25 protein-coding genes, 1 pseudogene and 1 riboswitch are annotated in these 24,631 nt (G+C 68.0%); of the genes and pseudogenes, 17 read left to right on the forward strand and 9 right to left on the reverse strand.

What is annotated here, in order from left to right; translation table 11 throughout:
• Positions 1-105: 105 nt before the first annotated feature.
• Positions 106-1,497, reverse strand: a complete 1,392-nt coding sequence (locus G4H71_RS14415; RefSeq protein ID WP_072738944.1) for an FAD-dependent oxidoreductase — start codon at positions 1,495-1,497, stop codon at positions 106-108.
• Positions 1,498-1,715: 218 nt separating this feature from the next.
• Here G4H71_RS14415 and G4H71_RS14420 point away from each other — a divergent pair, with 218 nt between their 5' ends.
• The 4 genes from G4H71_RS14420 to G4H71_RS14435 are packed head-to-tail and all read left to right on the forward strand — an operon-like array spanning position 1,716 to position 4,432.
• The gene (locus G4H71_RS14420) at positions 1,716-2,132 is read left to right on the forward strand and encodes an Rv0361 family membrane protein (protein WP_072738945.1); all 417 of its coding nucleotides are present in this window, start codon (positions 1,716-1,718) and stop codon (positions 2,130-2,132) included.
• A gap of 50 nt (positions 2,133-2,182) precedes the next feature.
• Positions 2,183-2,602, forward strand: coding sequence for a rhodanese-like domain-containing protein (locus tag G4H71_RS14425; RefSeq protein ID WP_072738946.1), 420 nt, complete (start codon positions 2,183-2,185; stop codon positions 2,600-2,602).
• Positions 2,599-3,822, forward strand: a complete 1,224-nt coding sequence (locus G4H71_RS14430; RefSeq protein ID WP_083343225.1) for an O-succinylhomoserine sulfhydrylase — start codon at positions 2,599-2,601, stop codon at positions 3,820-3,822. Before G4H71_RS14425 ends, G4H71_RS14430 begins: the two co-directional genes overlap by 4 nt.
• Before the next feature lie 25 nt (positions 3,823-3,847).
• Complete coding sequence (locus G4H71_RS14435) at positions 3,848-4,432, forward strand: DUF3558 family protein (protein WP_169847172.1); 585 nt, start codon at positions 3,848-3,850, stop codon at positions 4,430-4,432.
• Between the two features lie 77 nt (positions 4,433-4,509).
• On the opposite strand, the gene G4H71_RS14440 is transcribed toward G4H71_RS14435, so the two are convergent.
• Both G4H71_RS14440 and G4H71_RS14445 read right to left on the reverse strand, forming a co-directional pair.
• Positions 4,510-5,007 (reverse strand): GtrA family protein, encoded by a 498-nt coding sequence (locus tag G4H71_RS14440; protein ID WP_072738949.1) that lies wholly within the window; start codon positions 5,005-5,007, stop codon positions 4,510-4,512.
• A 13-nt stretch (positions 5,008-5,020) separates the two neighbouring features.
• Positions 5,021-6,523: an MFS transporter gene (locus tag G4H71_RS14445; RefSeq protein WP_072738950.1), complete on the reverse strand. Its 1,503-nt coding sequence runs from the start codon at positions 6,521-6,523 to the stop codon at positions 5,021-5,023.
• A 109-nt stretch (positions 6,524-6,632) separates the two neighbouring features.
• Between G4H71_RS14445 and G4H71_RS14450 the strand changes: the two genes are divergently transcribed.
• Together G4H71_RS14450 and G4H71_RS14455 are read left to right on the forward strand one after the other, a co-directional pair.
• A complete protein-coding gene (locus G4H71_RS14450; RefSeq protein ID WP_072738951.1) occupies positions 6,633-7,310 on the forward strand; it encodes a TetR/AcrR family transcriptional regulator in 678 nt (225 codons plus the stop codon).
• Between the two features lie 51 nt (positions 7,311-7,361).
• Positions 7,362-8,165, forward strand: coding sequence for a TspO-related membrane protein (locus G4H71_RS14455; protein WP_072738952.1), 804 nt, complete (start codon positions 7,362-7,364; stop codon positions 8,163-8,165).
• A 587-nt stretch (positions 8,166-8,752) separates the two neighbouring features.
• On the opposite strand, the gene G4H71_RS14460 is transcribed toward G4H71_RS14455, so the two are convergent.
• From G4H71_RS14460 to G4H71_RS14485, 6 genes and pseudogenes are all read right to left on the reverse strand, one after another.
• Positions 8,753-9,526, reverse strand: coding sequence for an HAD-IIA family hydrolase (locus G4H71_RS14460; protein ID WP_072739031.1), 774 nt, complete (start codon positions 9,524-9,526; stop codon positions 8,753-8,755).
• Between the two features lie 117 nt (positions 9,527-9,643).
• Positions 9,644-9,784 (reverse strand): hypothetical protein, encoded by a 141-nt coding sequence (locus G4H71_RS14465; protein WP_169847173.1) that lies wholly within the window; start codon positions 9,782-9,784, stop codon positions 9,644-9,646.
• 122 nt (positions 9,785-9,906) lie between these two features.
• A complete protein-coding gene (locus G4H71_RS14470) occupies positions 9,907-10,335 on the reverse strand; it encodes a hypothetical protein (protein WP_072738953.1) in 429 nt (142 codons plus the stop codon).
• Positions 10,332-10,697 (reverse strand): hypothetical protein, encoded by a 366-nt coding sequence (locus tag G4H71_RS14475; RefSeq protein WP_072738954.1) that lies wholly within the window; start codon positions 10,695-10,697, stop codon positions 10,332-10,334. Before G4H71_RS14475 ends, G4H71_RS14470 begins: the two co-directional genes overlap by 4 nt.
• Positions 10,698-10,839: 142 nt before the next feature.
• Positions 10,840-10,944 (reverse strand): annotated as a pseudogene (locus tag G4H71_RS14480) (HAD-IIA family hydrolase); the annotation flags it as partial.
• Positions 10,945-11,011: 67 nt separating this feature from the next.
• Positions 11,012-11,773 (reverse strand): sulfite exporter TauE/SafE family protein, encoded by a 762-nt coding sequence (locus G4H71_RS14485; RefSeq protein WP_072738955.1) that lies wholly within the window; start codon positions 11,771-11,773, stop codon positions 11,012-11,014.
• Between the two features lie 175 nt (positions 11,774-11,948).
• A riboswitch (SAM riboswitch) is annotated at positions 11,949-12,063 on the forward strand.
• A gap of 63 nt (positions 12,064-12,126) precedes the next feature.
• Between G4H71_RS14485 and G4H71_RS14490 the strand changes: the two genes are divergently transcribed.
• The 11 genes from G4H71_RS14490 to fgd all read left to right on the forward strand — a co-directional run bounded on the left by G4H71_RS14490 (position 12,127) and on the right by fgd (position 24,573).
• A complete protein-coding gene (locus G4H71_RS14490) occupies positions 12,127-13,179 on the forward strand; it encodes an LLM class flavin-dependent oxidoreductase (protein WP_072739032.1) in 1,053 nt (350 codons plus the stop codon).
• Between the two features lie 142 nt (positions 13,180-13,321).
• Positions 13,322-14,956 carry an ABC transporter substrate-binding protein gene (locus G4H71_RS14495; RefSeq protein WP_083343223.1) on the forward strand — a complete coding sequence of 545 codons (1,635 nt, stop codon included), beginning with the start codon at positions 13,322-13,324 and terminating at the stop codon, positions 14,954-14,956.
• 5 nt (positions 14,957-14,961) lie between these two features.
• Positions 14,962-15,975, forward strand: coding sequence for an ABC transporter permease (locus G4H71_RS14500; RefSeq protein WP_072738956.1), 1,014 nt, complete (start codon positions 14,962-14,964; stop codon positions 15,973-15,975).
• Positions 15,968-16,867, forward strand: a complete 900-nt coding sequence (locus tag G4H71_RS14505; RefSeq protein WP_072738957.1) for an ABC transporter permease — start codon at positions 15,968-15,970, stop codon at positions 16,865-16,867. Before G4H71_RS14500 ends, G4H71_RS14505 begins: the two co-directional genes overlap by 8 nt.
• A complete protein-coding gene (locus G4H71_RS14510) occupies positions 16,864-18,495 on the forward strand; it encodes a dipeptide ABC transporter ATP-binding protein (RefSeq protein ID WP_072738958.1) in 1,632 nt (543 codons plus the stop codon). The genes G4H71_RS14505 and G4H71_RS14510 overlap by 4 nt, the downstream gene beginning before the upstream one ends.
• Positions 18,488-19,711 (forward strand): LLM class flavin-dependent oxidoreductase, encoded by a 1,224-nt coding sequence (locus G4H71_RS14515; RefSeq protein WP_072738959.1) that lies wholly within the window; start codon positions 18,488-18,490, stop codon positions 19,709-19,711. The genes G4H71_RS14510 and G4H71_RS14515 overlap by 8 nt, the downstream gene beginning before the upstream one ends.
• A complete protein-coding gene (locus G4H71_RS14520; RefSeq protein ID WP_072738960.1) occupies positions 19,708-21,087 on the forward strand; it encodes an NtaA/DmoA family FMN-dependent monooxygenase in 1,380 nt (459 codons plus the stop codon). Before G4H71_RS14515 ends, G4H71_RS14520 begins: the two co-directional genes overlap by 4 nt.
• On the forward strand, positions 21,084-21,890 hold the full coding sequence (locus tag G4H71_RS14525) for a DUF1684 domain-containing protein (protein WP_072738961.1): 807 nt from the start codon (positions 21,084-21,086) through the stop codon (positions 21,888-21,890). Before G4H71_RS14520 ends, G4H71_RS14525 begins: the two co-directional genes overlap by 4 nt.
• Positions 21,887-23,032 carry an LLM class flavin-dependent oxidoreductase gene (locus tag G4H71_RS14530; RefSeq protein ID WP_072738962.1) on the forward strand — a complete coding sequence of 382 codons (1,146 nt, stop codon included), beginning with the start codon at positions 21,887-21,889 and terminating at the stop codon, positions 23,030-23,032. Before G4H71_RS14525 ends, G4H71_RS14530 begins: the two co-directional genes overlap by 4 nt.
• A 98-nt stretch (positions 23,033-23,130) precedes the next feature.
• Entirely contained in the window at positions 23,131-23,487 is a 357-nt protein-coding gene (locus tag G4H71_RS14535; RefSeq protein ID WP_255314915.1) for a YidH family protein, read from the forward strand.
• Between the two features lie 72 nt (positions 23,488-23,559).
• Positions 23,560-24,573, forward strand: a complete 1,014-nt coding sequence (gene fgd, locus G4H71_RS14540) for a glucose-6-phosphate dehydrogenase (coenzyme-F420) (RefSeq protein ID WP_072739035.1) — start codon at positions 23,560-23,562, stop codon at positions 24,571-24,573.
• The last annotated feature ends 58 nt before the right edge of the window (positions 24,574-24,631 follow it).

The raw sequence follows: 24,631 nt of genomic DNA on the forward strand, positions 1-24,631 counted from the left end.
GCGGCCACCGCCTGCCACCGCCCCTCACGGATGAATGGCACTTTCATCGCCTCAGAGGCGATGAAAGTGCCATTCATCCGGTGGAGATCAGGGGCTGCCGGTGGGTCAGGCCTTGTCGGGCTCGCTGGCCTTGAGCATGTCGTGCCGCTCGACGACCTTGACGCGCTCGCGGCCTTCCGGCTCGCCGAGGCTGCGCTCGTGCGCGTCCAGGCGGTACCAGCCCTGCCAGGTGGTGTACGGCACGCCCTTGCCCTCGAGGAACTCGATGACGGCTTCCTCGGCCGGGTTCTCGGCGCCCGGGAAGTTCGGCTGGTCCTCGAGCAGGTTCGCGACCGTCTCGTTGGCGTCGCCCTTGGTGTGGCCGATGAGGCCGACGGGGCCGCGCTTGATCCAGCCCGTGACGTACGTGGCGGGCATGAACCGCCCCGCACCTTCGACGGTGTCGTCCGCGATGACCCGGCCGGCCTCGTTGGGCACGGTGCCCGCCTGGTCGTCGAACGGCAGCTTCGCGATGTTCTGCGACAGGTAGCCGACGGCGCGGTAGACGGCCTGGACCTCCCAGTCGTTGAACGTGCCGGTGCCCTTGACATTGCCGGTGCCGTCGAGCTGCGTGCGCTCGGTGCGGAGGCCGACGACCTTGCCGTCCTCGCCGAGGATCTCGGAGGGCGACTCGAAGAAGTGCAGGAACAGCTTGTGCGGGCGGTCGCCGACGTCGCGGATCGCCCAGTCCTGCAGCGTGTTGGCGACCATGTCGATCTGCTTGGAGTTGCGACGCGCGGCCTCGGAACCCTCGTCGTAGTCGATGTCCGCGGGGTCGACGATGACCTCGATGTTCGGCGAGTGGTCGAGCTCGCGGAGTTCGAGCGGGGTGAACTTGGCCTGGGCGGGTCCGCGGCGGCCGAACACGTGCACCTCGACGGCCTTGTTGTTCTTCAGGCCCTCGTAGACGTTCGGCGGGATCTCGGTCGGCAGAAGTTCGTCGCCGGTCTTGGCGAGGACGCGCGCGATGTCCAGGGCGACGTTGCCGACGCCGAGCACGGCGACCTTCTCGGCGTCGAGCGGCCAGTTGCGCGGCACGTCCGGGTGGCCGTCGTACCAGGACACGAAGTCGGCGGCGCCGTAGCTGCCGTCGAGTTCGATGCCGGGGATCTTGAGGGCACGGTCCGCGTTCGCCCCGGTCGAGAAGATGACCGAGTCGTAGAAGCTCTGCAGATCCTCGAGCGTGATGTCGGTGCCGTAGTCGATGTTGCCGAGCAACCGGACCTGCGGCTTGTCGAGCACCTTGTGCAGCGCGGTGATGATGCCCTTGATGCGCGGGTGGTCCGGGGCGACGCCGTAGCGGATCAGACCGAACGGAGCGGGCATGCGCTCGTACAGGTCGATGCTGACGCCGGGGCCGGCAGCGTAGTCGGATTTCATCAGCGCATCGGCGGCATAGATTCCGGCCGGGCCGGCACCGACGATCGCCACGCGGAGCGGACGTGTCTGGTCAGTCATCTGGGGCGAGCTACCTTACTGATGGGTGGACGGGGTCTGACATCGAAGCTTCAGCTTAAGTTGAGCCCAGCCTAACCGGGCCGGGCAGGGTGCTGCATCGTCGATCGTCCTCCCTCTCCGCGTCGAGCGGTAGCCCGCTCGCGGTTGAGGGGTCACAAAATTGGTTTGTGGGCGGTGGTGGATAGACTCGCAGCCGCACCGTTCGCCGAAAGGAAATCATGTCCGACTCGAGTGATCAGCCGGCCGACGGCGGCGGCCGCGGCACGGCCACGCCCTTCATCGCCGCACTGGTCATCGTGGTCGTTCTCCTCGTCGGCATCGTCGTGTCGAGCTGGTTCTCCTCCGACGAGACCCTCTCCGACGCCGATCGCGTCAGCCGGGTCACCGCGGATTTCGTCCTCGTCCACAACAACGACGACGAGGAAGCACGGGAGAAGATCGTGTGCCCCGCATACGACGAGGACCGTTCGCCGCTCGCGGACCGCGACGGCGACGTCACCCTCGATGCGGTCGAGGACATCACGTTCGACGGGGACCGGGCGACCGCGCAGGTCCGGGTCACCGCCGACGGCGGCGACAGCACCGGGACCTGGCAGTACGCTCGTTCCGGCGACATGTGGCGCGTCTGCAACTGATACCGACCGCCCGGGCGGCGCGACGCCCGGGCCTGTGGAAAGCTTGGACCGTGAGTTACGCAGGTGACATAACGCCCCAGCACGCATGGGAGCTGCTCGGCGAACACCCCGACGCCGTCCTGGTCGACGTGCGCACGGATGCCGAGTGGAAGTACGTGGGCGTCCCGGACATCACGTCACTGGGCCGCCGTACCGTGCTCATCGAGTGGGTCAGCTACCCGACCGGCAGCCGCAACGACAATTTCGTCGACCAGCTGAAGGAAGCCGGCATCACCGGCGGCGAGGCCGCGCCCGTGATCTTCCTGTGTCGCTCCGGCCAGCGGTCCATCGGTGCGGCGGAGGCCGCGACTGCGGCGGGTATCGGCCCGTCGTACAACGTGCTCGAGGGGTTCGAAGGCGCACTGGACGCCGAAGGTCACCGCGGGTCCGAGGGTTGGCGGGCGCACGGCCTGCCGTGGAGGCAATCGTGAGTTCCATCCCCCAGGGCGGCGCGTTCGAGAAGGCGCTTCCCGACGGCATCGGTCAGGGCACCATCAGCGTGCGCGGCGGAACCCTGCGTTCGGGGTTCGAGGAGACGTCGGAGGCGGTCTTCCTCAATTCCGGCTTCGTCTTCGAGAGTGCCGAGGCGGCCGAGGCGTCGTTCACCGGCGACCTCGACCATTTCGTCTACTCCCGCTACGGCAACCCGACCGTCAAGATGTTCGAGGAGCGGCTGCGGCTGATCGACGGCGCGGAAGCCGCGTTCGGCACGGCGAGCGGGATGTCCGCGGTCTTCACCGCCCTCGGCGCGCTGCTGAAGGCCGGCGATCGTCTGGTCGCGGCTCGGAGCCTGTTCGGTTCGTGCTTCGTGGTGTGCAACGAGATCCTGCCGCGGTGGGGAGTCGAGACCGTCTTCGTCGACGGTGAGGATCTCGACCAGTGGGAGCGGGCGCTGTCGGAGCCCACCACCGCGGTGTTCTTCGAGACGCCCTCCAACCCCATGCAGACGCTCGTCGACGTGCGGCGGGTCACCGAACTCGCGCACGCTGCCGGGGCGAAGGTGGTGCTGGACAACGTCTTCGCGACACCGCTGCTGCAACGTAGCTTCGAACTCGGTGCGGACGTCGTCGTCTATTCCGGAACCAAGCACATCGACGGACAGGGCCGCGTCCTCGGCGGTGCGATCCTCGGGCCGAAGGACTACATCGAGGGCCCGGTCCAGAACCTCATGCGGCACACCGGGCCTGCGCTGAGTCCGTTCAACGCCTGGACCCTGCTCAAGGGCCTCGAGACGATGCCGCTGCGGGTGCGGTACTCGGTGGATTCGGCGTTGCAGGTCGCGCGGTTCCTCGAGCAGCATCCTGCAGTGCGGTGGGTGCGCTACCCGTTCCTGGAGTCGCATCCCCAGCACGAACTGGCCACCTCGCAGATGAGCGGCGGCGGCACGGTCGTCACGTTCGAGCTGGACGCCCCCGAGGGCGAGGCGAAGAAGCGTGCGTTCGAGCTGCTCAACGGCCTGCGGCTGGTGAACATCTCGAACAACCTGGGGGACGCGAAGTCGCTCGTCACGCATCCCGCGACGACGACGCACCGCGCGATGGGGCCGGAAGGTCGTGCCGCGGTGGGCATCACCGACGGTGTGGTCCGGTTGTCCGTCGGGCTCGAGGAGACGCAGGACCTGCTCGCCGACCTGGAGCAGGCGCTGGGCTGATCGCCAGGTGAAGCGGGGAGGATCCGTGGGACGAGCCCTGTCCCGTCGAGTGGGAGTGAGCCGCGCCGGATTGGCACTGTGCGCGCTCGCCCTGGTGACACAGGTGTCCTGTGCGCACGCCGTCGACGGCGAGGCCACGGAGGCGGATCGGCAACCGTCCTCGGCCGTACGCCAGCCTTCAGGGGCGTTCGAGGGCGTCGATCCGTGCAGCCTGGTCACTTCCGAGGAAGCACGTGAGTTCTCAGGTGCCCCCGTGGGAAAGGCCAGGCGTGACCTCGGCCCGCAACTCCAGAGCGACCCCCTCGGCGACAGCTGCAGCTGGGACGACACGTATCTGCGTATCTGGTTCGATGTCGGTGAATTCGAAGCCCGGGAGGATTCTGCGTCGACACGGCTGAGCGGCGCGGTGGGCCGGCCGGCGAACTCCGCTTCGGGCGACCCGGGTTCGTGCCTCGCGGCGATATCGTTCACCGACGATCGCGTGCTGACCGTCTCGATTTCACCCCCCACCAGGACGCTCGCGAACGAGCCTGTCGACGAATCGAATTCGGTCTGTGACCGCTCCGTCCCTCTTCTTCGGGACGTCATCACCCGCGTGGGCTGGGAGTAGTCGGAGGAGTTCCGAGCGGTGATCTCGCGGAGTTTGCTCGCGGATCCGGGAAGAACGGCGGTGCGCGGGGGTGATCGCTAGCGTACGGAGAAGACCCAGCCCCGCAGCGCGAGAAATCGCAGGGTGCCGACCACTGCGCCGACCGCGATGACGAGCATCACCTGTGTGGTGCCCGCTGCGGACGGAAACGTGGCGCCGAGAACGGCGAGCGCAACGGTGGTGAGCATCAGGCCTGCCAGGGCCAGCCCGCCCGCTTCCCACTGCGCGACGAGCCAGTGCACCCGATCTGCCGCGTGGAAGGTCAGTCGGCGGTGGAGCTCGTTCGCGAGGATGGTGCTGGCGACGGCGCCGACCGCATTGGCCACGAACACGCTGTTCGAGTCGAGGAGGAGAAACAGGGCTACGTAGGCGATGTTGCTCGACCCGCCGACGAGTGCGAACCGCACGAATTGAGCGATGACGCCGTCGCCTCGCAGTCGACAGCGATCGGCTCTCCCCCCGCACCACGGATACGTGGTGCGAGGGGAGAGGACGGCCTGGCCGCCGTGGTCGCCGAGTTCTGTCGGTGTGTTCATGTCGTCGTGGGACTCAGTGCACGAGTACCGGTTCCCCCTTTGCGGCGGCGGGAAGCAGGCCGGACCGCATGACCAGTGCCACCAGCACTGCTCCGGCCGCGAAGATCCCGGCAGCCCACCAGAAGGTGGTGGTGTAGCTCTCGACGGCGGCCTGGGCGATCGCTTCCGGGCTCGGTGCCCGGTCCGCCAGGTAGTTGGTCGAGGCGGTCGCGGCGACCGTGCTGAGCAGTGCGGTGCCGATGGAGCCACCGACCTGCTGCATCGTGTTCACGGTCGCTGAGGCTACACCCGAGTCTTCCGGTTGCACACCTGAAGTCGCGCCCTGCATAGCCGGTGCGAAGATCGTTCCCATGCCGAGTCCCATGACGATCAGGCCGGGAAGGATGTCCGGCAGGTAGCTGCTGTGTACCTCGATCTGTGCCAGCAGGGCCATGCCGACCGCAGCGATGATCATGCCGCTGGTGAGGAGGATGCGCGGTCCGACGCGTGGCAGCAGTACCGCTGTCGAGATCGTCGAGCTGAGCACGATCCCGGCCACCATCGGCATGAATGCCACACCGTTGACGATCGGCGAGTAGTCGAGGATCAACTGCATGTAGAAGGTCAGGAACAGGAACACCGCGAACATGCCTGCGCCGGAGATGAAGATCGCAAGGTACGACCCTGCGCGGATGCGGTCGAGCACCACCCGCAGCGGCAGCAGTGGGTTGGCCACCCGGGTCTGAAGGAAGACGAACAACGCCATGAAGACGGCACCGGTGACGAGCCAGGCGATGGTGGTGGAGGAGCTCCAGCCGTTCGATTCGGCCTTGGAGAAGCCGAAGACGATGCTGAACAGGCTGATCGAGACGGTGACCGTACCCGGAATGTCGAGCTTGGGCCGGTGCTCGCTGCGCTGGGGTGAGAGCAGCGCCACTGCGCCGGCGAGGGCGACCGCGGCGAAGATCAGATTGACGAAGAGAGTCCACCGCCAGTCGACCCACTCGGTGAGCGCGCCACCCAGGAGGAGCCCGAGCGCGCCGCCCGCTCCCGCGATGGCACCGAAGATTCCGAATGCCTTGGCCCGTTCGGCCGGATCGGTGAACGTCACGGAAAGCAGCGACAGTGCCGCGGGCGCGAGAAGCGCCCCGAACACGCCCTGACCCGCCCGCGCGGCGACGAGCATTTCGAAGTTGACGGCCGCGCCACCGACCGCGGAGGCGACGGCGAACCCGACCAGGCCGACGATGAAGACCTTGCGGCGGCCGAACAGATCGCCGAGGCGCCCGCCGAGCAGGAGCAGGCTGCCGAAGGCGAGCGCGTAGGCGGTGATGATCCACTGCCGGTCGGCGTCGCCGAACTCGAGTGAGCGCTGCGCCGCGGGCAGTGCGATGTTCACGATCGTGGCATCGAGCACGACCATCAACTGGGCGATTCCCAGAACTGCGAGGACGAGCCACCTCTTGGCGTGGTTGCCGTCGGTGTGTGGAGGGAGGTCGGGAAGGCTCGACCGTTCCTGCTCATGGATATCTGTCATGTGTCTTTTCTTCCTCGCAACGGATATGCGGAGATGGCGTCTCCGGTTAGTCACCGAGGCTAGCACGTAAATGGAGGTGTCACCTCCGCTTGTCGGGTAGGGTGGAGGAGTGAGCACGGTGAGAGACGTCACGGCACCCCGGCCACTGCGCGCCGACGCTGCGCGAAACCGTTTGCTGATCATCGACGCGGCACGTGAGTTGTTCGCCGAACGCGGGATCGAAGTCACCCTGGACGACGTCGCGCGGCGCGCCGGAGTGGGCGTGGGGACCGTCTACCGCCGATTCGCGAACAAGGAAGAGCTGATCGACGGGGTGTTCCAGCGGCATTTCGAGAAGATCGCCGAGCAGGCGGACCACGCCCTCACTCTCGACGACCCGTGGGAGGCGCTGGTCGGATTCTTCGACTTCGCCTGCGGCTCGATGTCGGCGAACCAGGGTCTCGTCGACGTGATGAACGGCCTGGACGACGGCTGCGAGCAGGTCGCCTGCCACCGTTCGCGGATCGAGCCCGCGGTGGAGGAGTTGTTCCGGCGCGCACAGGTGGCGGGTGTGCTCCGGGCGGACGCGGTGCCGAGCGACTTCTTCAGCCTGCTCTTCATGGTGGGAGCGATCTCGGAATTCGTCCAGCCCGTCGTTCCGGGCTCGTGGCGCCGATACCTCGCGTTGCTGCTCGACGGGCTCCGCGCGGACGCCGGCGGACGGCTGCCGCTCCCCGAGCCGGCCCTGACCATGAGCGAAGTCCACGAGGCCAAGAAGGCGAGTGTGCGAAGCCGGCGGAGGCACTGACCGACGACCGATACGGTCCCTGGGCGGCTGGACATCCGTTAGCGTCGGGTCATGGACACGCACTCCGCGGCCTCTTCCGACACTGCCCGGATCGTCGCGGTCGTCGGTGCAACGGTCCTTGCGATCGTCGGCTCCTTCGTCGGCTCCGGCGTGGTGGTCGGCACGCCCGTCGCCGAGGCGGCGGGAGGGGCTCTCGCCCCGGGCGCGACGGCCGTCGCGCCCGCGAGTCCGGCATTCTCGATCTGGAGCGTCGTCTACGTCGGATTCGTCGCCTACGCGATCTGGCAGGCGCTCCCCGCCCAGCGGGCGAACGAACGCCAGCGGCGGGCCGGCTGGTGGATCGCGCTCGCGATGATCCTCAATGCCGCCTGGATACTGTCGATCCAGTTCGACCTGCTGTGGGTCAGTGTGCTGGTCATCCTCGCGCTCCTGGCGACCCTCGTCGTCATCTTCCGATCGTTCGTGTCGAATCCGCCGGCGTCGACGGTGGAGGCCGTGGTCGCCGACGGCACGATGTTCCTGTACCTCGGGTGGGTGTGCGTGGCGGTGGTGGCGAACATCGCCGCCGCACTCGCGTCCGAGGGCATCGATCCGTTCGGGCTGGGAGCGACGACGTGGGCGATCGTGGTGCTCGTCGTCGTGGGCGTCGTCTCCGTCGTGCTGGCCACCGCCGGCCACGGACGGCTCGCGCCGGCAGTGGCGATTGCCTGGGGGCTCGTATGGATCGCCGTGGCCCGCAGCGACGAGGCGACGGCGCCGTCGACCGCGGTCGCGGTGACGAGCGCGGTGGTGGCGGCCGTTGCGTTGCTCGCTGCCGTCAGCGTGCGAGTGCTGGAGCGCGGCCGGGCGGCGTGACCACGCAGCTCCGTAGCTCGGTCACCTCGAGTGCGGTGAACTCTGGTCGGGGGCGGTAGGCCCGCTGCGCCGTGACCACCTCGGCAGTGCCCCTGATGCTTGTCCGGGCGTGGGCGGATCCGAATCCACCGAACCGGTGGAATACCAACGGCCGCTGAGGTAGTCGCGGTAGAGAAGTGAATGCTGATCTCCGGTCGCGTGGCTGACCCTGTCGTCGAGCCACGCGATCTCAGGTGTGAGTCCGGGCTCGCTGACCGTCCGGATCTCCGGGAGTTTCGCTGCCCTGCTTCGCCATTCGTCTCCCGCAGCGTCGAGGAGATCTCGGATTTCGTGAACCCTGCGGAGCGGTATCGGCATCGTGGTCTCCTTCCGCGCATGTGGCGTCGCCGGATACTAAGTTACTACTTAGTAAGGTTACTGCACCGTAGGTTGGTGAACAAGGTACGGGATGCCTTGCGGGCCTGTGAAATGCGCGTTCGCCGAGGACGAGTTGTGGTGTCGACGAATACGCCTCGATGAATGTTGTGGAGATCCACTATCCAGTACCCACCGATACGGAGCCGTGGGCGAAGATGCCACCGAGCGGGTCAGTCCCCTGGCGGGCCGAACGGGTCGTCGGTGCGGCCCACCAGATCGGCGACCGATCCGATGACGGCGGTCGGCCGGTAGGGGAACCACTCGACCGATGCGGTACTCGAGATACCGGTGAGGACGAGGATGGTGCGCATGCCGGATTCGAGCCCACAGACGACGTCGGTGTCCATCCGGTCCCCGATCATCAGTGTGTGCTCGGAATGCGCACCGATGGCGCGCAACGCGGAACGCATCATCAGGGCGTTCGGCTTGCCGACGTAGTAGGGGTCGCGGCCGGTCGCCTTCGTGATCAGGGCGGCCACCGATCCGGTCGCCGGCAGCACCCCGTCCCGCGACGGCCCCGTCGGATCGGGGTTGGTGGCGATGAACCGGGCGCCACCCTCGACCAGGCGGATCGCCTTGGTGATCGCCTCGAACGAGTAGGTGCGGGTTTCGCCGAGCACGACATAATCGGGGTGGTTGTCGGTGAGGACGTACCCGGCATCGTGCAGCGCGGTCGTGAGCCCCGATTCGCCGACGACGTACGCGGTGCCGCCCGGGCGCTGGTCGCCGAGGAACTTGGCGGTGGCCAGCGCCGACGTCCAGATCGAGGACTCCGGGATGTCGAGACCGGATTGCAGCAGCCGGGCGCGAAGATCCCGTGGCGTACGAATCGAATTGTTCGTGAGCACCATGAACGGCGTCCCGTTCTCGCGCAGCTCGGCGACGAAGGAGTCGGCGCCGGGCACGAGCTTGTCCTCGTGGACCAGAACTCCGTCCATGTCCATGAGGTAGGTCCAGCCGGGGCGTTCCTCGTCGTCCGTCACCCTGCCAGTATGCGCCGCAGACCCCGCCGGGCGCTGGCGGTGTGACCGGTCAGGCCAGCAGTCGCCACAACCCGACGATCACGGCACGCAGCGCGTTCGGGGACAGCTGACGAACCCCATGAGCACACCAATCCCCATCAACTGTGCCGCGGTGCCGATCAGGCTCAGCCCGAACACCTGGGGCGCCACGGACAGTCCGAGCCCGGACAGGAACAGCATCAGCGCGACTCGTCTGCCGAATCAGAACGTGCGATCCCAGGCGCTCCAGCGGGCGACACCTCGGCGGCACCGGTCCAGCTCGATCAGGGCGACACCCGGCGGGTCTTGCTTGGCTGTGGTCATCATTCCTCCACTGGTGTCAGGATCACGCCCATGTTCCTGACGGCGAGTACTGTGGGATCGTCGGGTACCACGATGTAGGCCGTACCCCCACCGGACGGCGCGTAGGCGAACCCGGTGTCGCGAAGCGCAGGCGGGAAGCTTGTAGAGCCGGCGTCGCAGTAGCGGTCGGGGCAGATCCCCACCCACGCCAGAGTGATCGCCCCGAATCCCTCGGTGACCGCGTATCGCCCCGGCTTGATGTCTTCGGGCACCTTCCACACGCCGGCAGTGCTGTACGGATCGTGCGGCGGGACCACCTCTCCCGTGTAGGCCGCTGTCGGTGGTCCGGATCCGGCATCGCTGCTGCTGCACCCGATCGTCAGCGCCAGGATCAGACCCAGTCCGAGCGCTCCGGCGACGATCCCCAGCCAGGCGCTGTTCTTCCTCATGTGGCCTTCTCCTTCTTCGGTGTGCGGTGGGTGTCGCAGACCCGGGCCTTCTTCTCGGTAGCGACGGACACCTCGGGGCACCCTTCGACGTGGCACGCCCGCTCGATGACCCACCGGTGGACGATGACGGTTCCATCGGAGAGGGCGGCTTCGACTTCGAGGCTGGTGACCTTCTGGTCGAACTTCCGAAAGATCCGCAGGTTCACGTCGACAGACGGAAAGTCGGCCCGGACGTAGTTGCAAGTCTGGCGGATATAGTCTTTCGCCTGCTGTTGGTCGACGCCTTCGAGATCGCATCCGAAATCTTCTTCGGGGCGATCACCGATCGTTTGAAACCAGCGAACCCGGGAGTCGAGTGGCATCGCGCTTCTCCTGTGTGACGGGCATCACAGAGCGTATCGTTCACCAGGTCGAAAGGGTTAGCCGTGAACGTGTGGAACTTCTGGGAAATCATCCTGACCTCGATCTCCGGGTGGTTTGCCAGCTGAGAAGTTATTCCTCAATGGTGATCACCATGAACGGCGTCCCGTTCTCGCGCAGCTCGGCGACGAGGGAGTCGGCGCCGGGCACGAGCTTGTCCTCGTGGACCAGGACTCCGTCCATGTCCATGAGGTAGGTCCAGCCGGGGCGTTCCTCGTCGTCCGTCACCCTGCCAGGGCGCTGGCAGTGTGACCGGTCAGGCCAGTAGTCGCCACAACCCGACGAGGCCGACGACCACGATCGTCGCTCGCAGTGCCGCGGGGGACAGTCGCCGCCCGTAGCGGGCGCCGAGGACCCCGCCGACCACCGATCCGACGGCGATGAGCCCGGCCGCCTGCCAGTTGATCCGGTCGCCCGCGACGACGATGTAGGCCGCCGCGGCCACGATGTTGACGACGAGCGCGAGCAGATTCTTCGCGGCGTTCATCCGCTGCACGGACTCGGGCAGGATCGCACCCATCACGCCCATGAGCAGGATGCCCTGGGCCGCGGTGAAATAGCCGCCGTAGACACCGACGGCGAAGGTGCCCACGGTGAGGAGCAGCAGCCGCGTCCGGGACAGCGGCAGATCCTCGCGGGCACCGACCCAACGCTGAATCCGCGGCTGCAACACCACCAGGACGAGAGCGACGACGAGTAGTGCGGGCACGACGCGCGCGAAGACCGTCTCCGGCAGGTGCAGCAGCAGCCACGCGCCGCCGAGTGCACCGAGCAGCGATGCCGGGATCTGCCACTTCAGTCGCGAGCCCTGACCGGCGAGCTCGCGCCGGTACCCCCAGGTTGCGGATATCCCGCCGGTCACGAGCCCGACGGCGTTCGACATGGTCGCGGTCACCGGCGGCACCCCGAACGCGACCAGGGTGGGAAACGTGATGAGGGTGCCGCTGCCGACGAGGGCATTGATCGCCCCGGCGCCGAGGCCGGCGAGCACGATCACCAGCGATTCCCACCAAGTCATCACAGCGACGTTACCGGCCCGTCCCGAGTAGGTGACGGACGGGTGAGAGGCCCATCGAACACCATTCGCGGCCCGTCGTCACGGTTTGAATTCACCCAGATTCTATCGGCTAAATCATTGCGGGAGTGAGTGTTTGACGAGTTGACGACCTGGCCGGCCGGGCCTAGAGTTCGGGTTGCCATCCAGAGCGACCGAGAGACCTGGCTCGTTGACGTCGCAGCAACCCTCCGGACTTCGCGCATTCGCCGCGGGGATTCGGGTGCGGGTGCTACCGCCGGGATCGATGGGAAGGAAATCGTTGTGAACTCTCGTGCGTGTTCGTGCGCCCGCCCCGCCGTGTCGGGGGTGTATTCGTGAAGTTCCTGCTGATGAGCCTGATCGTGCACAGGCCGGATCCGGTGACGGGCGAGAAGCAGTCCACCTCCGAGAGGCTGCGCGAGGTGGTCGATGCCGCCGTGCTCGCCGAGGAACTGGGATACGACGGGTTCGCGGTGGGTGAGCGGCACGAGCATCCGTTCCTGTCGTCGTCGCCGCCGGTCGTGCTCTCGAACATCGCGGCACGCACCGAGACCCTGGCGCTCTGGACCGCGGTCACCACGTTGAGCCTGCTGGATCCGGTGCGGGCGTTCGAGGACTACTCGACGCTCGACAACCTGTCCGGTGGTCGGCTGCAGCTGATCATCGGCAAGGGAAACGGCACCGCGCAGGCCGAGTTGTTCCACGTCACCCCGGACGACCAGTGGGAGCGCAATCGCGAGGGGTACGAGTTGCTGCGGCGGCTGTGGGAGAGCGAGGACGTCACCTGGACGGGACGTTTCCGTCCCCCGCTCGAGCACGCGGTGACTCTTCCGAGGCCGTTGCAACCGCGGCTGCGGATCTGGCACGGCAGCGCGACCAGCCGCGAGTCCGTGGACCTCGCCGCTCGGTACGGGGACCCGCTGTTCTCCGCCAACGTCACGAATCCGATCGAGCCGTACGCGGAACTCGTCCGGTACTACCGGGAGCGGTGGGTCCACTACGGCCACGACCCGGTCGACGCCCTCGTGGGAGCCGGTACCGCGGGCTTCCACGTGACCGAGAACTCGCAGGACGCGATCGACGCGTGGCGGCCGATCCACGCTGCCCAACTCGACTTCGCCCGCGGGCACGGACTGCCCGTCGTGTTCGAGACGGTCGAGGACTTCGTCGAGCGCAGTTCGGCTCTGATCGGGAGTCCGGAACAGGTGATCGACAAGGTGCACCGCTACCACGAGCAGTTCGGTCACGAGGTGATCCATCTCTCCGCCGAGCGCAACGGTCTGCCCGACAAGGAGCATCGCCGCGGCCTCGAGCTCTTCCAGTCGAGTGTGGCTCCGGTGCTGCGCCGGGACCTGCCGAGCCGGCCACTCGGGGCGGTCGGCCGATGACGAGCGAGGGCTTCACCGGAGCCTGGGCGCGCAGGCACGTCGACCTGGGCCGGCTGTCTGCGTCGATCTGTCGACGCTGACCCGCGTCTCGCCGCACCGTTCCCCCTTCCCGATCCTTCCCATCGAGATCACGGAGATCCCTGTGTCCCACACGTCCTTGCCGTCGCCGCTTCGCCGAACCCGCGTCGGAGGTGTCGTCGGCGTCGCGGTGCTGGCTGCGACCCTCGCCGCCTGCGGCGGAACCGATTCGGGAAGCGCCGCCGCCGGCCCCGCCCAGCCCGGTGGCACCCTGCGCTACGGCCTGTCCCAGGCTCCGACGTGCGCGGATCCCGCCCAGTCGGGAACCAACCAGACGATCTACGTCACGCGTCAGGTCGTCGATTCGCTCACCGACCAGGACCCGGACACCGGTGAGCTGACGCCCTGGCTCGCCGAGAGCTGGGAGGTGAACGAGGACGCCTCGTCCTTCACCTTCCGTCTCCGGGAGGGAGTCACGTTCAGTGACGGGACGCCGTTCACCGCCGACTCCGTCAAACGCACCTTCGACTCGATCGCCGACACGCTCACTGCCGCGAAGGCACCGCTCGGCGCGAGCTATCTCAGCGGGTACGCGGGCACCACCGCAATCGACGACACCACCGCCCAGGTCGATTTCGACGCTCCCAACGCACAGTTCCTGCAGGCCTCGTCCACTCCCCAGCTGGGAATCCTCTCGGCCGCGACGACTGAGCTCACCGCGGAGGAGAGGTGCACCGGCGACATCGCGGGAACCGGGCCGTTCGTGTACGAGGACTATCAGCAGGACCGGTCCGTGACGCTGGCCAAGCGCGCCGGATACGACTGGGGCTCGGAGGTGTTCGGCCACGAGGGCGAGGCCTATCTGGACCGGATCGAGTTCACCATCGTCCCCGAATCCGGCGTGCGCACCGGCTCTCTCGCCTCGGACCAGCTGGACGCGATCAGTGATGCGCTCCCGCAGGATGCGCCGCAGATCGAGGCCGTGGGTGGACAGATCCTGACCATCTCGAACCCCGGCACTCCCTTCGGATTCCAGCCGAACATCGCCGAGGCGCCGCTCGACGATCCCGCTGTCCGCGCCGCGCTGGTCTCCGCGATCGACCGGCAGGAACTGGTCGACACCGTGCTCGGACCCGATTTCGAGCCCGCGACCAGTACCCTCGCGAGCCGGACCCCGGGCTATGTCGCACTCGACGACGTCACGTTCGACCCCGACCGCTCGAACACTCTGCTCGACGAGGCCGGCTGGACACTCGGTCCGGACGGGATCCGCGAGCGCGACGGACGCCCACTCGCCTTCCCGGTGATGTTCAGCTCCGTCTTCGCCGGTAACCAGGCGATTCTCGAACTGGTGCAGCAGCAGGTCCGCAACGTCGGCATCGACCTGCAACTGGATCTGGTGCCCACCCCGGAGACGCAGGCGCGGCAGGCCTCGAAGGACTTCGTCGCCACCTACTACAACAGCACCCGCGCCGACGGCGACATCCTGCGCACGTCGTTCGGGCTCGACCAGCGCAACCTCAACAACCGCGGGCCCGTCCCGGACCTCGACGAGGCTCTGGCGGGACAGCTGACCACCATCGACGCCGACGAGCGCAACGAGATCCTCGCTCGCGCGCAGCAACTAGTCCTGGACAACGGGCTGTGGATCCCGACGGTCGAGCTCTCCCAGGCCATCGGGGCGGGACCGCGCGTGCAGGACCTGAAGTTCGAGGCGTCGTCGCGGCTCCAGTTCTTCGACACCTGGATCAGCGAGTAACGGCGATGACCCGCTACCTGGCACTTCGATTCGCGCAGGCGCTCGGCGTCCTGTGGGCGGCCTTCACCGTGTCGTTCGCGGTGCTGTACCTGCTGCCCTCGGACCCGGTGAGTATCGCGGTGGAATCGGCGGGCTCGGGACAGGCCGTCGACCCCGCGGCCATCGCCGAACTCCAGGCACGCTACGGCCTGGATCAGCCGGTGTGGGTGCAGTACTGGACCTCGCTCAGTCACGCCGTTCGCGGTGACTTCGGGTACTCGATCGCCACCGGCCAGTCGGTGACGGCGGCCATCGGGGCGGCGATCCCGAGCACCCTCGCGCTCGCCGGCACCGCGCTGGTACTGGCCGTCCTGTTCGGTGCGTCGGTGGCGATACTCGCGACATACACTCGGGTTCGGTGGCTGCACAGCCTGCTGCTGTCGCTCCCGCCGTTGGGTGTGGCGGTACCGACCTTCTGGGTGGGCCTGATCCTGCTGCAGGTGTTCTCCTTCCAGCTGCGGATCTTCCCCGCTTTCGGCGATGCCACCGCCTCGGCACTGGTCCTCCCGGCAGTGACGCTGGCCTTGCCGACCGGGGCGGTCATCGCCCAGGTGCTCGCCGCGAGCCTCACCACCACCTGGCGGCAACCGTTCATCGACACCGCCCGGGCCAAGGGGGCGTCGCGCTGGCACATCCAGATCCGGCACGCGCTGCGCCTGTCGAGCATTCCGGCGTTCACCATCGCCGGTGTCCTCGTCGGCAACCTCCTGGCCGGTTCCGTGGTGGTCGAGACGGTCTTCTCCCGTGCCGGGGTGGGACGGCTGACGCAGACCTCGGTTCTCGCCCAGGACATCCCGGTGGTGCAAGGCATCGTCGTCTTCACGGCCGTCGTCTACGTCGCGGTCAATCTGATCGTCGACCTGCTGTATCCGCTGATCGATCCGCGCATCGTGGACGGCAGGCGCCGCAAGGACGAGTCGGACGCGGATGACCTCGTCGACCGTGAGGTCGACTCCGCGGGAAGGGAAGTCCATGTCTGACCTGCTGGTTCGAGAACCGGTCGTCGGCGGTACGGGCCCCGCCGAGCCCGACGCGGCGCCGGGACGGGCCGGGCGCCGTGGCATCGCTCGGACGGTGCGCCGGAACGGGGTGGTCGCGGTCTCGGCGTTCGTCCTGCTGCTGGCTGCCGGCTTCGCGCTCTTCCCTTCGTTCTTCGCGTCGGGGGATCCCCTCGTGGGGGTCCCCGCGGACAAGTTGCAGCCGCCGAGCGGTGCACACTGGTTCGGCACCGACAACATCGGCAGGGACGTGTTCACTCGCGTGGTGCACGGCGCGGGCCTGTCGCTGACGGCGACGCTCCTCGCCGTGACCATCGCACTCGTCGTCGGTTCGGTTCTCGGCCTGCTGTCCGGGGCGATCGGCGGTGTCGTCGACGCCGTGCTCATGCGGGTGGTCGACGTCATGCTGTCGATCCCGACGTTGCTGCTCTCGCTCGCTCTGGTCACCGCCCTCGGATTCGGCACGGTGAACGTTGCGATCGCGGTGGGAGTGTCGCTCATCGCGAACTTCGCCCGGGTGATGCGCTCGGAGGTACTGCGGGTTCGCCGGGCACCGTACGTCGAGGCCGCCGTCGCCTCGGGGGTGCGCTGGCCGGTGGTCCTGACTCGGCACGTCCTGCGCAACGCGTACCCGCCCGTCATCGCCCTGGCCGCCGTCGAGTTCGGTATGGCCGTGCTCGCGGTGTCGTCCCTGAGCTTCCTCGGGTTCGGTGCCGTTCCGCCCACCCCGGAGTGGGGGTCGTTGATCTCCGAGGGGCGCAACTATCTGGCCACCGCCTGGTGGATGACCACCCTTCCCGGGCTCGTGATCGTTGCCGTGGTCCTCGCGGCGCACCGGCTGGGACACGCAATCGACGAGAGGGACGGCCGATGAGCAGCAGACCACTGCTGGAGGTTTCGGGGCTGTCCGTCCACTACCGCACCCGTGACCGTGACGTGGCGGCGACGTCGCAGGTCGATCTCACCGTCGGCAGGGGAGAGGTGGTGGCACTCGTCGGCGAATCGGGATCGGGGAAGTCGACCACCGCACAGGCCATCATCGGAGTGCTCGCCGGTTCCGCCCAGATCACCAGGGGCACCGTCACCTTCGACGGCCAGCGTATCGACGGCCTCCCCGACCGGGCGCAGGAACGGTTGCGCGGCCGCCGGATCGGTTTCGTCCCGCAGGATCCGGCCGCGGCGCTGAACCCGGTGCTCCGCATCGGTGAACAGGTTGCCGAGGTACTCCGTATCCACGGCCTCGCGGACCGTCGCTCGGCGCGGGTCGAGGCGATCCGGATTCTGCGTGAGGCAGGTATCGACAACCCGGAAACGCGGGCCCGGCAGTACCCGCAGGATTTGTCCGGTGGCCAGCGGCAGCGGGTCCTCATCGGGATCGCGCTCGCCTGCAATCCGGATCTCGTCATCGCGGACGAGCCGACCAGCGCACTCGACGTCACGGTGCAGAAGCGCATCCTCGACCATCTGGATGCCCGCATCGCCGAGCATCACACCGCCGTTCTGCTCATCACCCACGACCTCGGGGTCGCTGCGGACCGCGCCGACCGGATCGTGGTGATGAAGGACGGGCGTGTGGTCGAGACCGGTCCCACCGGTGAGGTTCTCTCCCGTCCGCGTCACGAATACACGAGGACGCTGCTCGCCGCCGCACCCAGCCTGGCGACGAGCCGGGTCCGTCCGGCGGGACAGGAAGACCACCGCAGCGAACCGCTGTTGCGGATCACCGAGGTGAGCAAGACGTTCCGGATCGACCGCCGAGCGAGCATCGACGCGGTACGCGGAGTCTCGCTGGATGTTCCGGGCGGAAGTACGGTGTCGATCGTCGGCGAATCCGGCTCCGGCAAGTCCACGCTCGCCCGGATGGCGACGCGGCTCGAGACGGTGACGGGCGGCCGGATCGAGTTCGGCGGCACCGATGTCACCGCCTTGCACGGCCGTCGACTGCGTCCGTTTCGTCGGCGGATCCAGATGGTCTACCAGAATCCGTTCGCCTCGCTGAATCCCAAACTCCGGGTGGCGGACATCGTGTCCGAGCCGCTGGTGGCGTTCGACATCGGGACCCGCACCGAGCGTACGGAGCGGGTACGGACTCTGCTCGAACAGGTTGCGCTGGGCCCCGAGTATCTGGACCGTACGCCGGCCGAACTTTCCGGCGGACAACGTCAGCGGGTGGCCATCGCCCGGGCGCTGGCACCGGATCCGGAACTGGTGGTGCTCGACGAGCCGGTGTCCGCGCTGGACGTGTCGGTGCAGGCGCAGATCCTCGAACTGCTCGGGAAGCTGCAGGAAGAGCTGGGTCTGGCCTACCTGTTCATCTCGCACGACCTCGCCGTCGTCCGGCAGATCAGCGACACGGTAGCGGTGATGAAGTCCGGCCGCATCGTCGAGATCGGCAGCGCGGCAGAGATCTTCGACCGACCACGACACGACTACACGCGCGAGCTGCTGGATGCCATTCCGGGCAGCGCTGTGTCCGTACGAGAGGAAGCCGCACATGCCTGACGCGAAGGCGTCTCAGGACTCGGATACCGCCGCGAAGGCGTCTCCGCTGATCGGGGTCGATCTCCACGGTACGGGCATCCACCCCAGCGCCTGGCGCCGCGTGGACTCGCAGGCCGAGGACGTGTTCTCGGCGCGATATTGGACCGGCCTGCTCGCCTCGCTCGACCGATCCGGCGCGGATCTGGCCTTCATCGGCGATTCGTTCGCCCTGGCCGAGCACGGTGACGCCGTTCAGCGGGGACGTCTCGACGCCGTCTCGATCGCGGCGCGTGCCACGACAGCCACCCACAGGATCGGGCTGGTCCCGACGGTGACCGTCACCCACACCGAGCCGTTCCACGTCTCGAAGGCGATCGCCAGTCTCGATCACACGACGCTCGGTCGAGCGGGGTGGCAGGTCGCGGTGTCCGAGGGGGCAACTCAGGCGCGGCTGTTCGGGCGCAAGGACGCTCAGGACACCGCCGACCTCTGGGCCGAAGCCGAAGAGGCGATCGAGGTGGTCACCCGACTCTGGGACAGTTGGGAGGACGACGCGGAGATCCGTGATCTCGACAGCGGCCGGTTCGTCGACAGGGACAAACTGCACTACATCGACTTCGTCGGCACATATTTCTCGGTGAAGGGTCCGTCGATCACTCCGAGACCTCCGCAGGGCCATCCTCTCGTCGTGGTGTCGGTCGACGACGCCGAGTCACTTCGTCTCGCCGCTGCCCGTGCCGATGTGGTGCGGGTGTCCGCGCTCGATGCCGCCACGGCGCGTGAGCGCTCGGAGCAGGTCCGCGCGGCCGCTGTCGAAGCTGGACGACGAGCCGACGATGTCCGGATCCTGCTCGACGTCGAGGTGCTCACCGCGGCGGATGCGGATGTCGCCGAACGTGATCTGGCCGAACTCGAACAGTGGGCCGATGCGCGGTACGCGCCGGAATCGCTTCTCTACGTCGGCGACACGGACGGACTGGTCGATCTGATCGACACCGTCACGGGATCGCCCACCGGTGAGGCCGGGCACCTCGACGGGGTGACGGTCAGGCCACTGGCTCTGGCGTCGGCGGTCGCGTTGCTCGCGGATCGGGTGTTGCCTCGGCTACGGCGAGACGTATCAGCCACGGAGCCCACACCGCCCGACGCCACTGCGCTCCGTCGCCGACTCGGTGTCGTCCGGCCGGCGAATCTCTTCGTGGAACAGGCACTTCGTGGAACAGGACCGACGACATGAGTGACACCCGAACGGGCGCCCAGCGCAAGAAGATCCATCTCGTCGCTCACTTCCCGGGCGTCAACAACACGACGGTGTGGAGCGACCCGGAGTCGGGGAGTCAGATCGACTTCTCCTCGTTCGTCCATCTCGCGGAGACGGCCGAACGAGGATTGTTCGACTTCTTCTTCCTCGCGGAGGGGTTGCGGCTGCGCGAGCACCGTGGGCGCATCCACGACCTCGACGTCGTGGGCCGTCCGGACACGTTGACCGTTCTCGCAGCGCTCGCCGGCGCGACGACTCGTCTCGGGCTGGCCGGCACCATCAACACCACCTTCAACGAGCCGTACGAACTGGCCCGGCAGTTCGCCTCCCTCGATCATCTGTCGGACGGTCGCGCAGCCTGGAACATGGTGACCTCGTCCGATGCCTTCACCGGCGAGAACTTTCGTCGTGGTGGCTATCTCGATCGCTCGGATCGCTACGTTCGGGCCGAGGAGGTCATCGTCGGTGCACGCAAGTTCTGGGACAGCTGGGCCGGCGACGCACTGGTCGTCGACCGGGCTCGCGGAGTGTTCGTCCCCGACGAGGCGATCGGCGAGGTGGTGCACTCCGGCAGTCAGTTCGACATCCGAGGCCACTTCGACGTGCCTCGGAGCCCACAGGGGTACCCGGTGCTCCTCCAGGCCGGGGACTCGGACGAGGGGCGTGAGTTCGGTGCCGCGCAGGCCGACGCCATCTTCACCGTGCACGGCACCCTCGAGGACGGGCAGGCGTTCTACCGCGACGTCAAGGGCAGGCTCGCGCGGTACGGACGTACCCACGACCAACTGAAGGTGCTGCCCGCCGCCACCTTCGTGCTCGGCGACACCGCGGCGGAGGCTGCCGAGCGTGCCGACCACATCCGGCACCAGCAGGTCGGCCCGCAGACGGCGATCGCCTTTCTCGAACAGGTGTGGGGGCGCGATCTCTCGGAGTACGACCCGGACGGGCCGCTTCCGGACGTGGACCCGGCCGACAACCCGGACATCACCCGTGGGCGGGTGCGACACGTGAAGGATCCCCGGGAGGTGGCCGCCGCGTGGCGTGAGCGCGCTGAGGCGGAGAAGCTCAGTATTCGCGAGTTGATCATCGCCGTCACCGCCCGCCAGCAGTTCGTCGGCACCGCGACCGAGGTCGCTCGCGACATCGACCGCTACGTGCAGTCCGATGCGTGCGACGGATTCATCCTCGTCCCGCACCTCACCCCGGCCGGACTCGACGAGTTCGTCGACCGGGTCGTCCCCGAACTGCAGGAACTCGGCAGCTTCCGCACCGAATACGAAGGAGCGACACTGCGCAGCCACCTCGGGCTGGCGCATCCCCATCAGCAGGCGAAGGGAGCCCGCGCGTCATGACCACTTCCCCCATCGACAACCTCACCCTCTCCGACTTCGAATCCGACTGGAAGAAATGGCATTTCGAACGCGAGGAAGGTCTTCGCGACAGTGTGGGCTGGCTGAGTCCGACGGCGTTGCACTGGCTGGTGGACACCGACACCACGTTCGGCGACCTGCCCGGTCGCTGGCGCGCCGACGACGACGCCGTCGTGGTCACCGCCACCGCCGCGGACGGGCTGGTCCGGGACGGCGCCCCCGTCGACGGCGAGCTCCGGATCGCTGCGATCGAGGGCGCGCCGGGCATCGAGCTGCGACACGGCGAGCGGATCGTCGAGGTCATCCGTCGCACCGGGGATTTCGCGCTGCGCGTGCACGACCCGGAAGCGCAGACGTTGGCCGATTTCTCCGGCGTGCCCACGTTCGCGCCTGATCCGCGGTGGGTGTTCGAGGCCCGGTTCGTGCCGTTCGACGATGCCCGCACGGTCACCACGGGAGCTGTCGTGGAGGGCCTCGAGCATCATCATCAGGCGCTCGGCAGACTCGAATTCCGCAACGAGGGAGTCGAACACGCCCTGATTGCGTTCGCGGGACGCTCCGGTGCACTGCACGTGTTGTTCACCGATGCGACGAGCGGTGTGAGTACCTATCCCTCCGCGCGTTCGCTCACGGTCGCCGTCCCGGCGGACGGAACTGCCGTCCTGGACTTCAACCGTGCGGTCAATCTCCCCTGCGCCTTCACGGCGTACGCGACCTGCCCGGTCGCACCGCCGGAGAACCGGCTGAGCTTCGCCGTGGAGGCGGGCGAGAAGGTGCCGTCATGACGATCCCGCTGTCCGTCCTCGATCTGTCGCCGGTCAGCGCCGGATCCGATGCGGCCGCCGCGCTGCGGAACTCGGTGGATCTGGCGCGTCACGTCGAGGCGTGGGGGTACCGCCGGTACTGGGTGGCCGAGCATCACTTCGTCGGAGTGGCCAGTTCCTCGCCCGCCGTCCTGATCGGGCAGATCGCCGCGGCGACCAGCACCCTGCGGGTCGGTGCCGCCGCGGTACAGCTCGGGCACACCACCGCTCCCGCGGTGGTGGAGGCCTTCGGGACGCTCGCCGCGCTGTATCCGGGCCGCATCGACCTCGGTCTCGGTCGTTCCGGGCAGCGTCGCGCACAGGCCCTCGACGCCGCGAAACGCGGCGAGAAGCCGGCTCCTCCCGGACCGCAGGGGTCGACGGTCGTCCGGGACGGTGTCGTGATCCCGCCGCCGTACGATCTGACGGGGCTGCTGTTGTCGCCGCGGGTGGCCGCGTCACTCCAGGTGCTACAGCAGCCCGGCGCGCAGCCGCCGGATTTCGATTCTCAGGTGGACGACATCCTCGCGCTGCTGGGTGGGGCCTACCGCACCGAGGACGGCGTCGAACTGCACGTCAGTCCCGGTGAGGGGGCCGACCTCGAGGTATGGGTGTTCGGGAGCAGCGCAGGGCCCAGCGCCGAACTCGCGGGACGGCTCGGGCTGCCGTTCGGCGCGAACTATCACGTGAGCCCGGCAACCACGGTCGACGCGGTCGCGGCGTACCGGGCGGCATTCCGGCCGTCCGCGGTGCTCGAGAAGCCGTACGTCGTCGTCTCCGCGGACGCGGTGGTGGCCGAGGACGACGCGACTGCCCGACGGCTGGCGTCGTCGTACGGCGTGTGGGCGCACAGCATCCGGAGCGGGCACGGAGCGATCCCGTACCCGGACCCGGCGGATGCACCGGCCCTGACGGAGGAGCAGCGCGCGCTTGTCGAGGACCGGATCGTCACCCAGTTCGTGGGATCGCCGTCGACGGTCGCCGAACGCCTCGACGCGTTGCGCCGGCTCACCGGTGCCGACGAGGTGGTGATCACCGGGATCACCCACGGCCACGAGGACCGGTTGCGCTCGTACCGGCTTCTCGCGCGGGAGTGGGGTCTGCCCGCGCTCCGGGCCGCCTGATCGGTCCACCTCCCCGGGACGATGTGACAGCGGTTCGATCTGTCGAAACCGGTGTGACACCGTGCCAGGGAGGTGTGGTCGGTGCGACAATCACGATCGTGACCGACGAACAGCGTCCCGACGAGCAGCGTCCCGACGAACGCTTCACCCTCGCCAGCGAACGCACGTTCCTCGCCTGGATGCGCAGTTCGCTGGCGCTGCTGGCCGGTGGAATCGCGATGATCCACCTGGTGCCGCAGTTCTCGACCGGATGGGTGCGCACCACCCTCGGGCTGGTGCTGATCTTCCTCGCGGCGGCGGCCGCCGTGGTGGGACTGCGCCGGTGGTCACAGGTGGAGAAGGCGTTGCGGTCGGGGGCGCCCATGCCGCCACCCCACGAGTTGTGGTTGTTCGCCGTCGTTCTCACGTTCGTGGCGTTCACGGCGGCCGTCGCCAGTGTGGTCGCCGCGCTCTAGTGTGCCGGGTCCTAGTGTGTTAGGCAGGATCGCGAAGGGCGAAAGCCGACAGTGAACGTGGAGGAGCGCGGCGTGGCACAGGAACTCAAGCTCGGGTACAAGGCGTCGGCAGAACAGTTCGGGCCGCGGGAACTGGTCGAGCTGGGAGTGCTCGCCGAGGAACACGGGCTCGACAGTGCGACCGTGTCCGACCACTTCCAGCCGTGGCGGCACGAGGGCGGGCACGCGCCGTTCTCGCTCGCGTGGATGACCGCGGTCGGCGAGCGTACGTCGCGGATCCAGCTGGGCACGTCGGTACTGACGCCGACGTTCCGGTACAACCCGGCAGTCATCGCCCAGGCGTTCGCGACCATGGGCTGCCTGTACCCGGACCGGATCATGCTCGGCGTCGGGACCGGTGAGGCGCTCAACGAGATCGCCACGGGCTACCAGGCGGAGTGGCCGGACTTCAAGGAGCGTTTCGCGCGGCTCCGTGAGTCGGTCCGGCTGATGCGCGCCCTGTGGACGGGTGACCGGGTCGATTTCGACGGCGAGTACTACTCCACCCGCGGCGCCTCGATCTACGACGTCCCCGAGGGTGGCATCCCGGTGTACGTCGCCGCCGGCGGCCCGGTGGTGGCCCGGTACGCCGGACGCGCGGGCGACGGGTTCATCTGCACGTCCGGCAAGGGGATGGAACTGTACAACGACAAGCTGATGCCCGCGGTCGCCGAGGGCGCGGAGAAGGCGGAGCGTGACGTCGCCGGCATCGACAAGATGATCGAGATCAAGATTTCGTACGACACCGACCCCGACCTCGCGTTGGAGAACACCCGGTTCTGGGCACCTCTGTCGCTGACAGCGGAGCAGAAGCACTCCATCGACGACCCGATCGAGATGGAGAAGGCCGCCGACGCGCTGCCGATCGAGCAGGTGGCCAAGCGGTGGATCGTGGCGTCGGATCCGGACCAGGCCGTCGAGCAGATCACGCCGTACCTGGACGCGGGCCTGAACCACCTGGTCTTCCATGCCCCCGGGCACGATCAGAAGCGTTTCCTGGACCTGTTCCAGCGCGATCTGGCTCCGCGTTTGCGCGCCCTGCGCTGACTCTGCCCGGGCCGCCACCTCCGCCCCGACGAGGCGCGTGGCCGGACGACCGATCCGG

Origin of the sequence: Rhodococcus triatomae (assembly GCF_014217785.1) — a bacterium.
Lineage (GTDB): Bacteria > Actinomycetota > Actinomycetes > Mycobacteriales > Mycobacteriaceae > Rhodococcus_F > Rhodococcus_F triatomae.

Excerpts from the sequence above, each read along its gene's own strand:
- G4H71_RS14440 (WP_072738949.1), bottom strand. The coding sequence starts at position 5,007 with ATGAACACACCGACAGAACTCGGCGACCACGGCGGCCAGGCCGTCCTC.
- G4H71_RS14510 (WP_072738958.1), top strand. The coding sequence starts at position 16,864 with ATGAGCAGCAGACCACTGCTGGAGGTTTCGGGGCTGTCCGTCCACTAC.
- G4H71_RS14500 (WP_072738956.1), top strand. The coding sequence starts at position 14,962 with ATGACCCGCTACCTGGCACTTCGATTCGCGCAGGCGCTCGGCGTCCTG.
- G4H71_RS14530 (WP_072738962.1), top strand. The coding sequence starts at position 21,887 with ATGACGATCCCGCTGTCCGTCCTCGATCTGTCGCCGGTCAGCGCCGGA.
- G4H71_RS14475 (WP_072738954.1), bottom strand. The coding sequence starts at position 10,697 with ATGCCACTCGACTCCCGGGTTCGCTGGTTTCAAACGATCGGTGATCGC.
- G4H71_RS14415 (WP_072738944.1), bottom strand. The coding sequence starts at position 1,497 with ATGACTGACCAGACACGTCCGCTCCGCGTGGCGATCGTCGGTGCCGGC.
- G4H71_RS14465 (WP_169847173.1), bottom strand. The coding sequence starts at position 9,784 with ATGCTGTTCCTGTCCGGGCTCGGACTGTCCGTGGCGCCCCAGGTGTTC.
- G4H71_RS14485 (WP_072738955.1), bottom strand. The coding sequence starts at position 11,773 with ATGACTTGGTGGGAATCGCTGGTGATCGTGCTCGCCGGCCTCGGCGCC.
- G4H71_RS14445 (WP_072738950.1), bottom strand. The coding sequence starts at position 6,523 with ATGACAGATATCCATGAGCAGGAACGGTCGAGCCTTCCCGACCTCCCT.
- G4H71_RS14460 (WP_072739031.1), bottom strand. The coding sequence starts at position 9,526 with ATGGACATGGACGGAGTTCTGGTCCACGAGGACAAGCTCGTGCCCGGC.
- G4H71_RS14525 (WP_072738961.1), top strand. The coding sequence starts at position 21,084 with ATGACCACTTCCCCCATCGACAACCTCACCCTCTCCGACTTCGAATCC.
- G4H71_RS14515 (WP_072738959.1), top strand. The coding sequence starts at position 18,488 with ATGCCTGACGCGAAGGCGTCTCAGGACTCGGATACCGCCGCGAAGGCG.
- G4H71_RS14420 (WP_072738945.1), top strand. The coding sequence starts at position 1,716 with ATGTCCGACTCGAGTGATCAGCCGGCCGACGGCGGCGGCCGCGGCACG.
- G4H71_RS14505 (WP_072738957.1), top strand. The coding sequence starts at position 15,968 with ATGTCTGACCTGCTGGTTCGAGAACCGGTCGTCGGCGGTACGGGCCCC.
- G4H71_RS14520 (WP_072738960.1), top strand. The coding sequence starts at position 19,708 with ATGAGTGACACCCGAACGGGCGCCCAGCGCAAGAAGATCCATCTCGTC.
- G4H71_RS14455 (WP_072738952.1), top strand. The coding sequence starts at position 7,362 with ATGGACACGCACTCCGCGGCCTCTTCCGACACTGCCCGGATCGTCGCG.
- G4H71_RS14470 (WP_072738953.1), bottom strand. The coding sequence starts at position 10,335 with ATGAGGAAGAACAGCGCCTGGCTGGGGATCGTCGCCGGAGCGCTCGGA.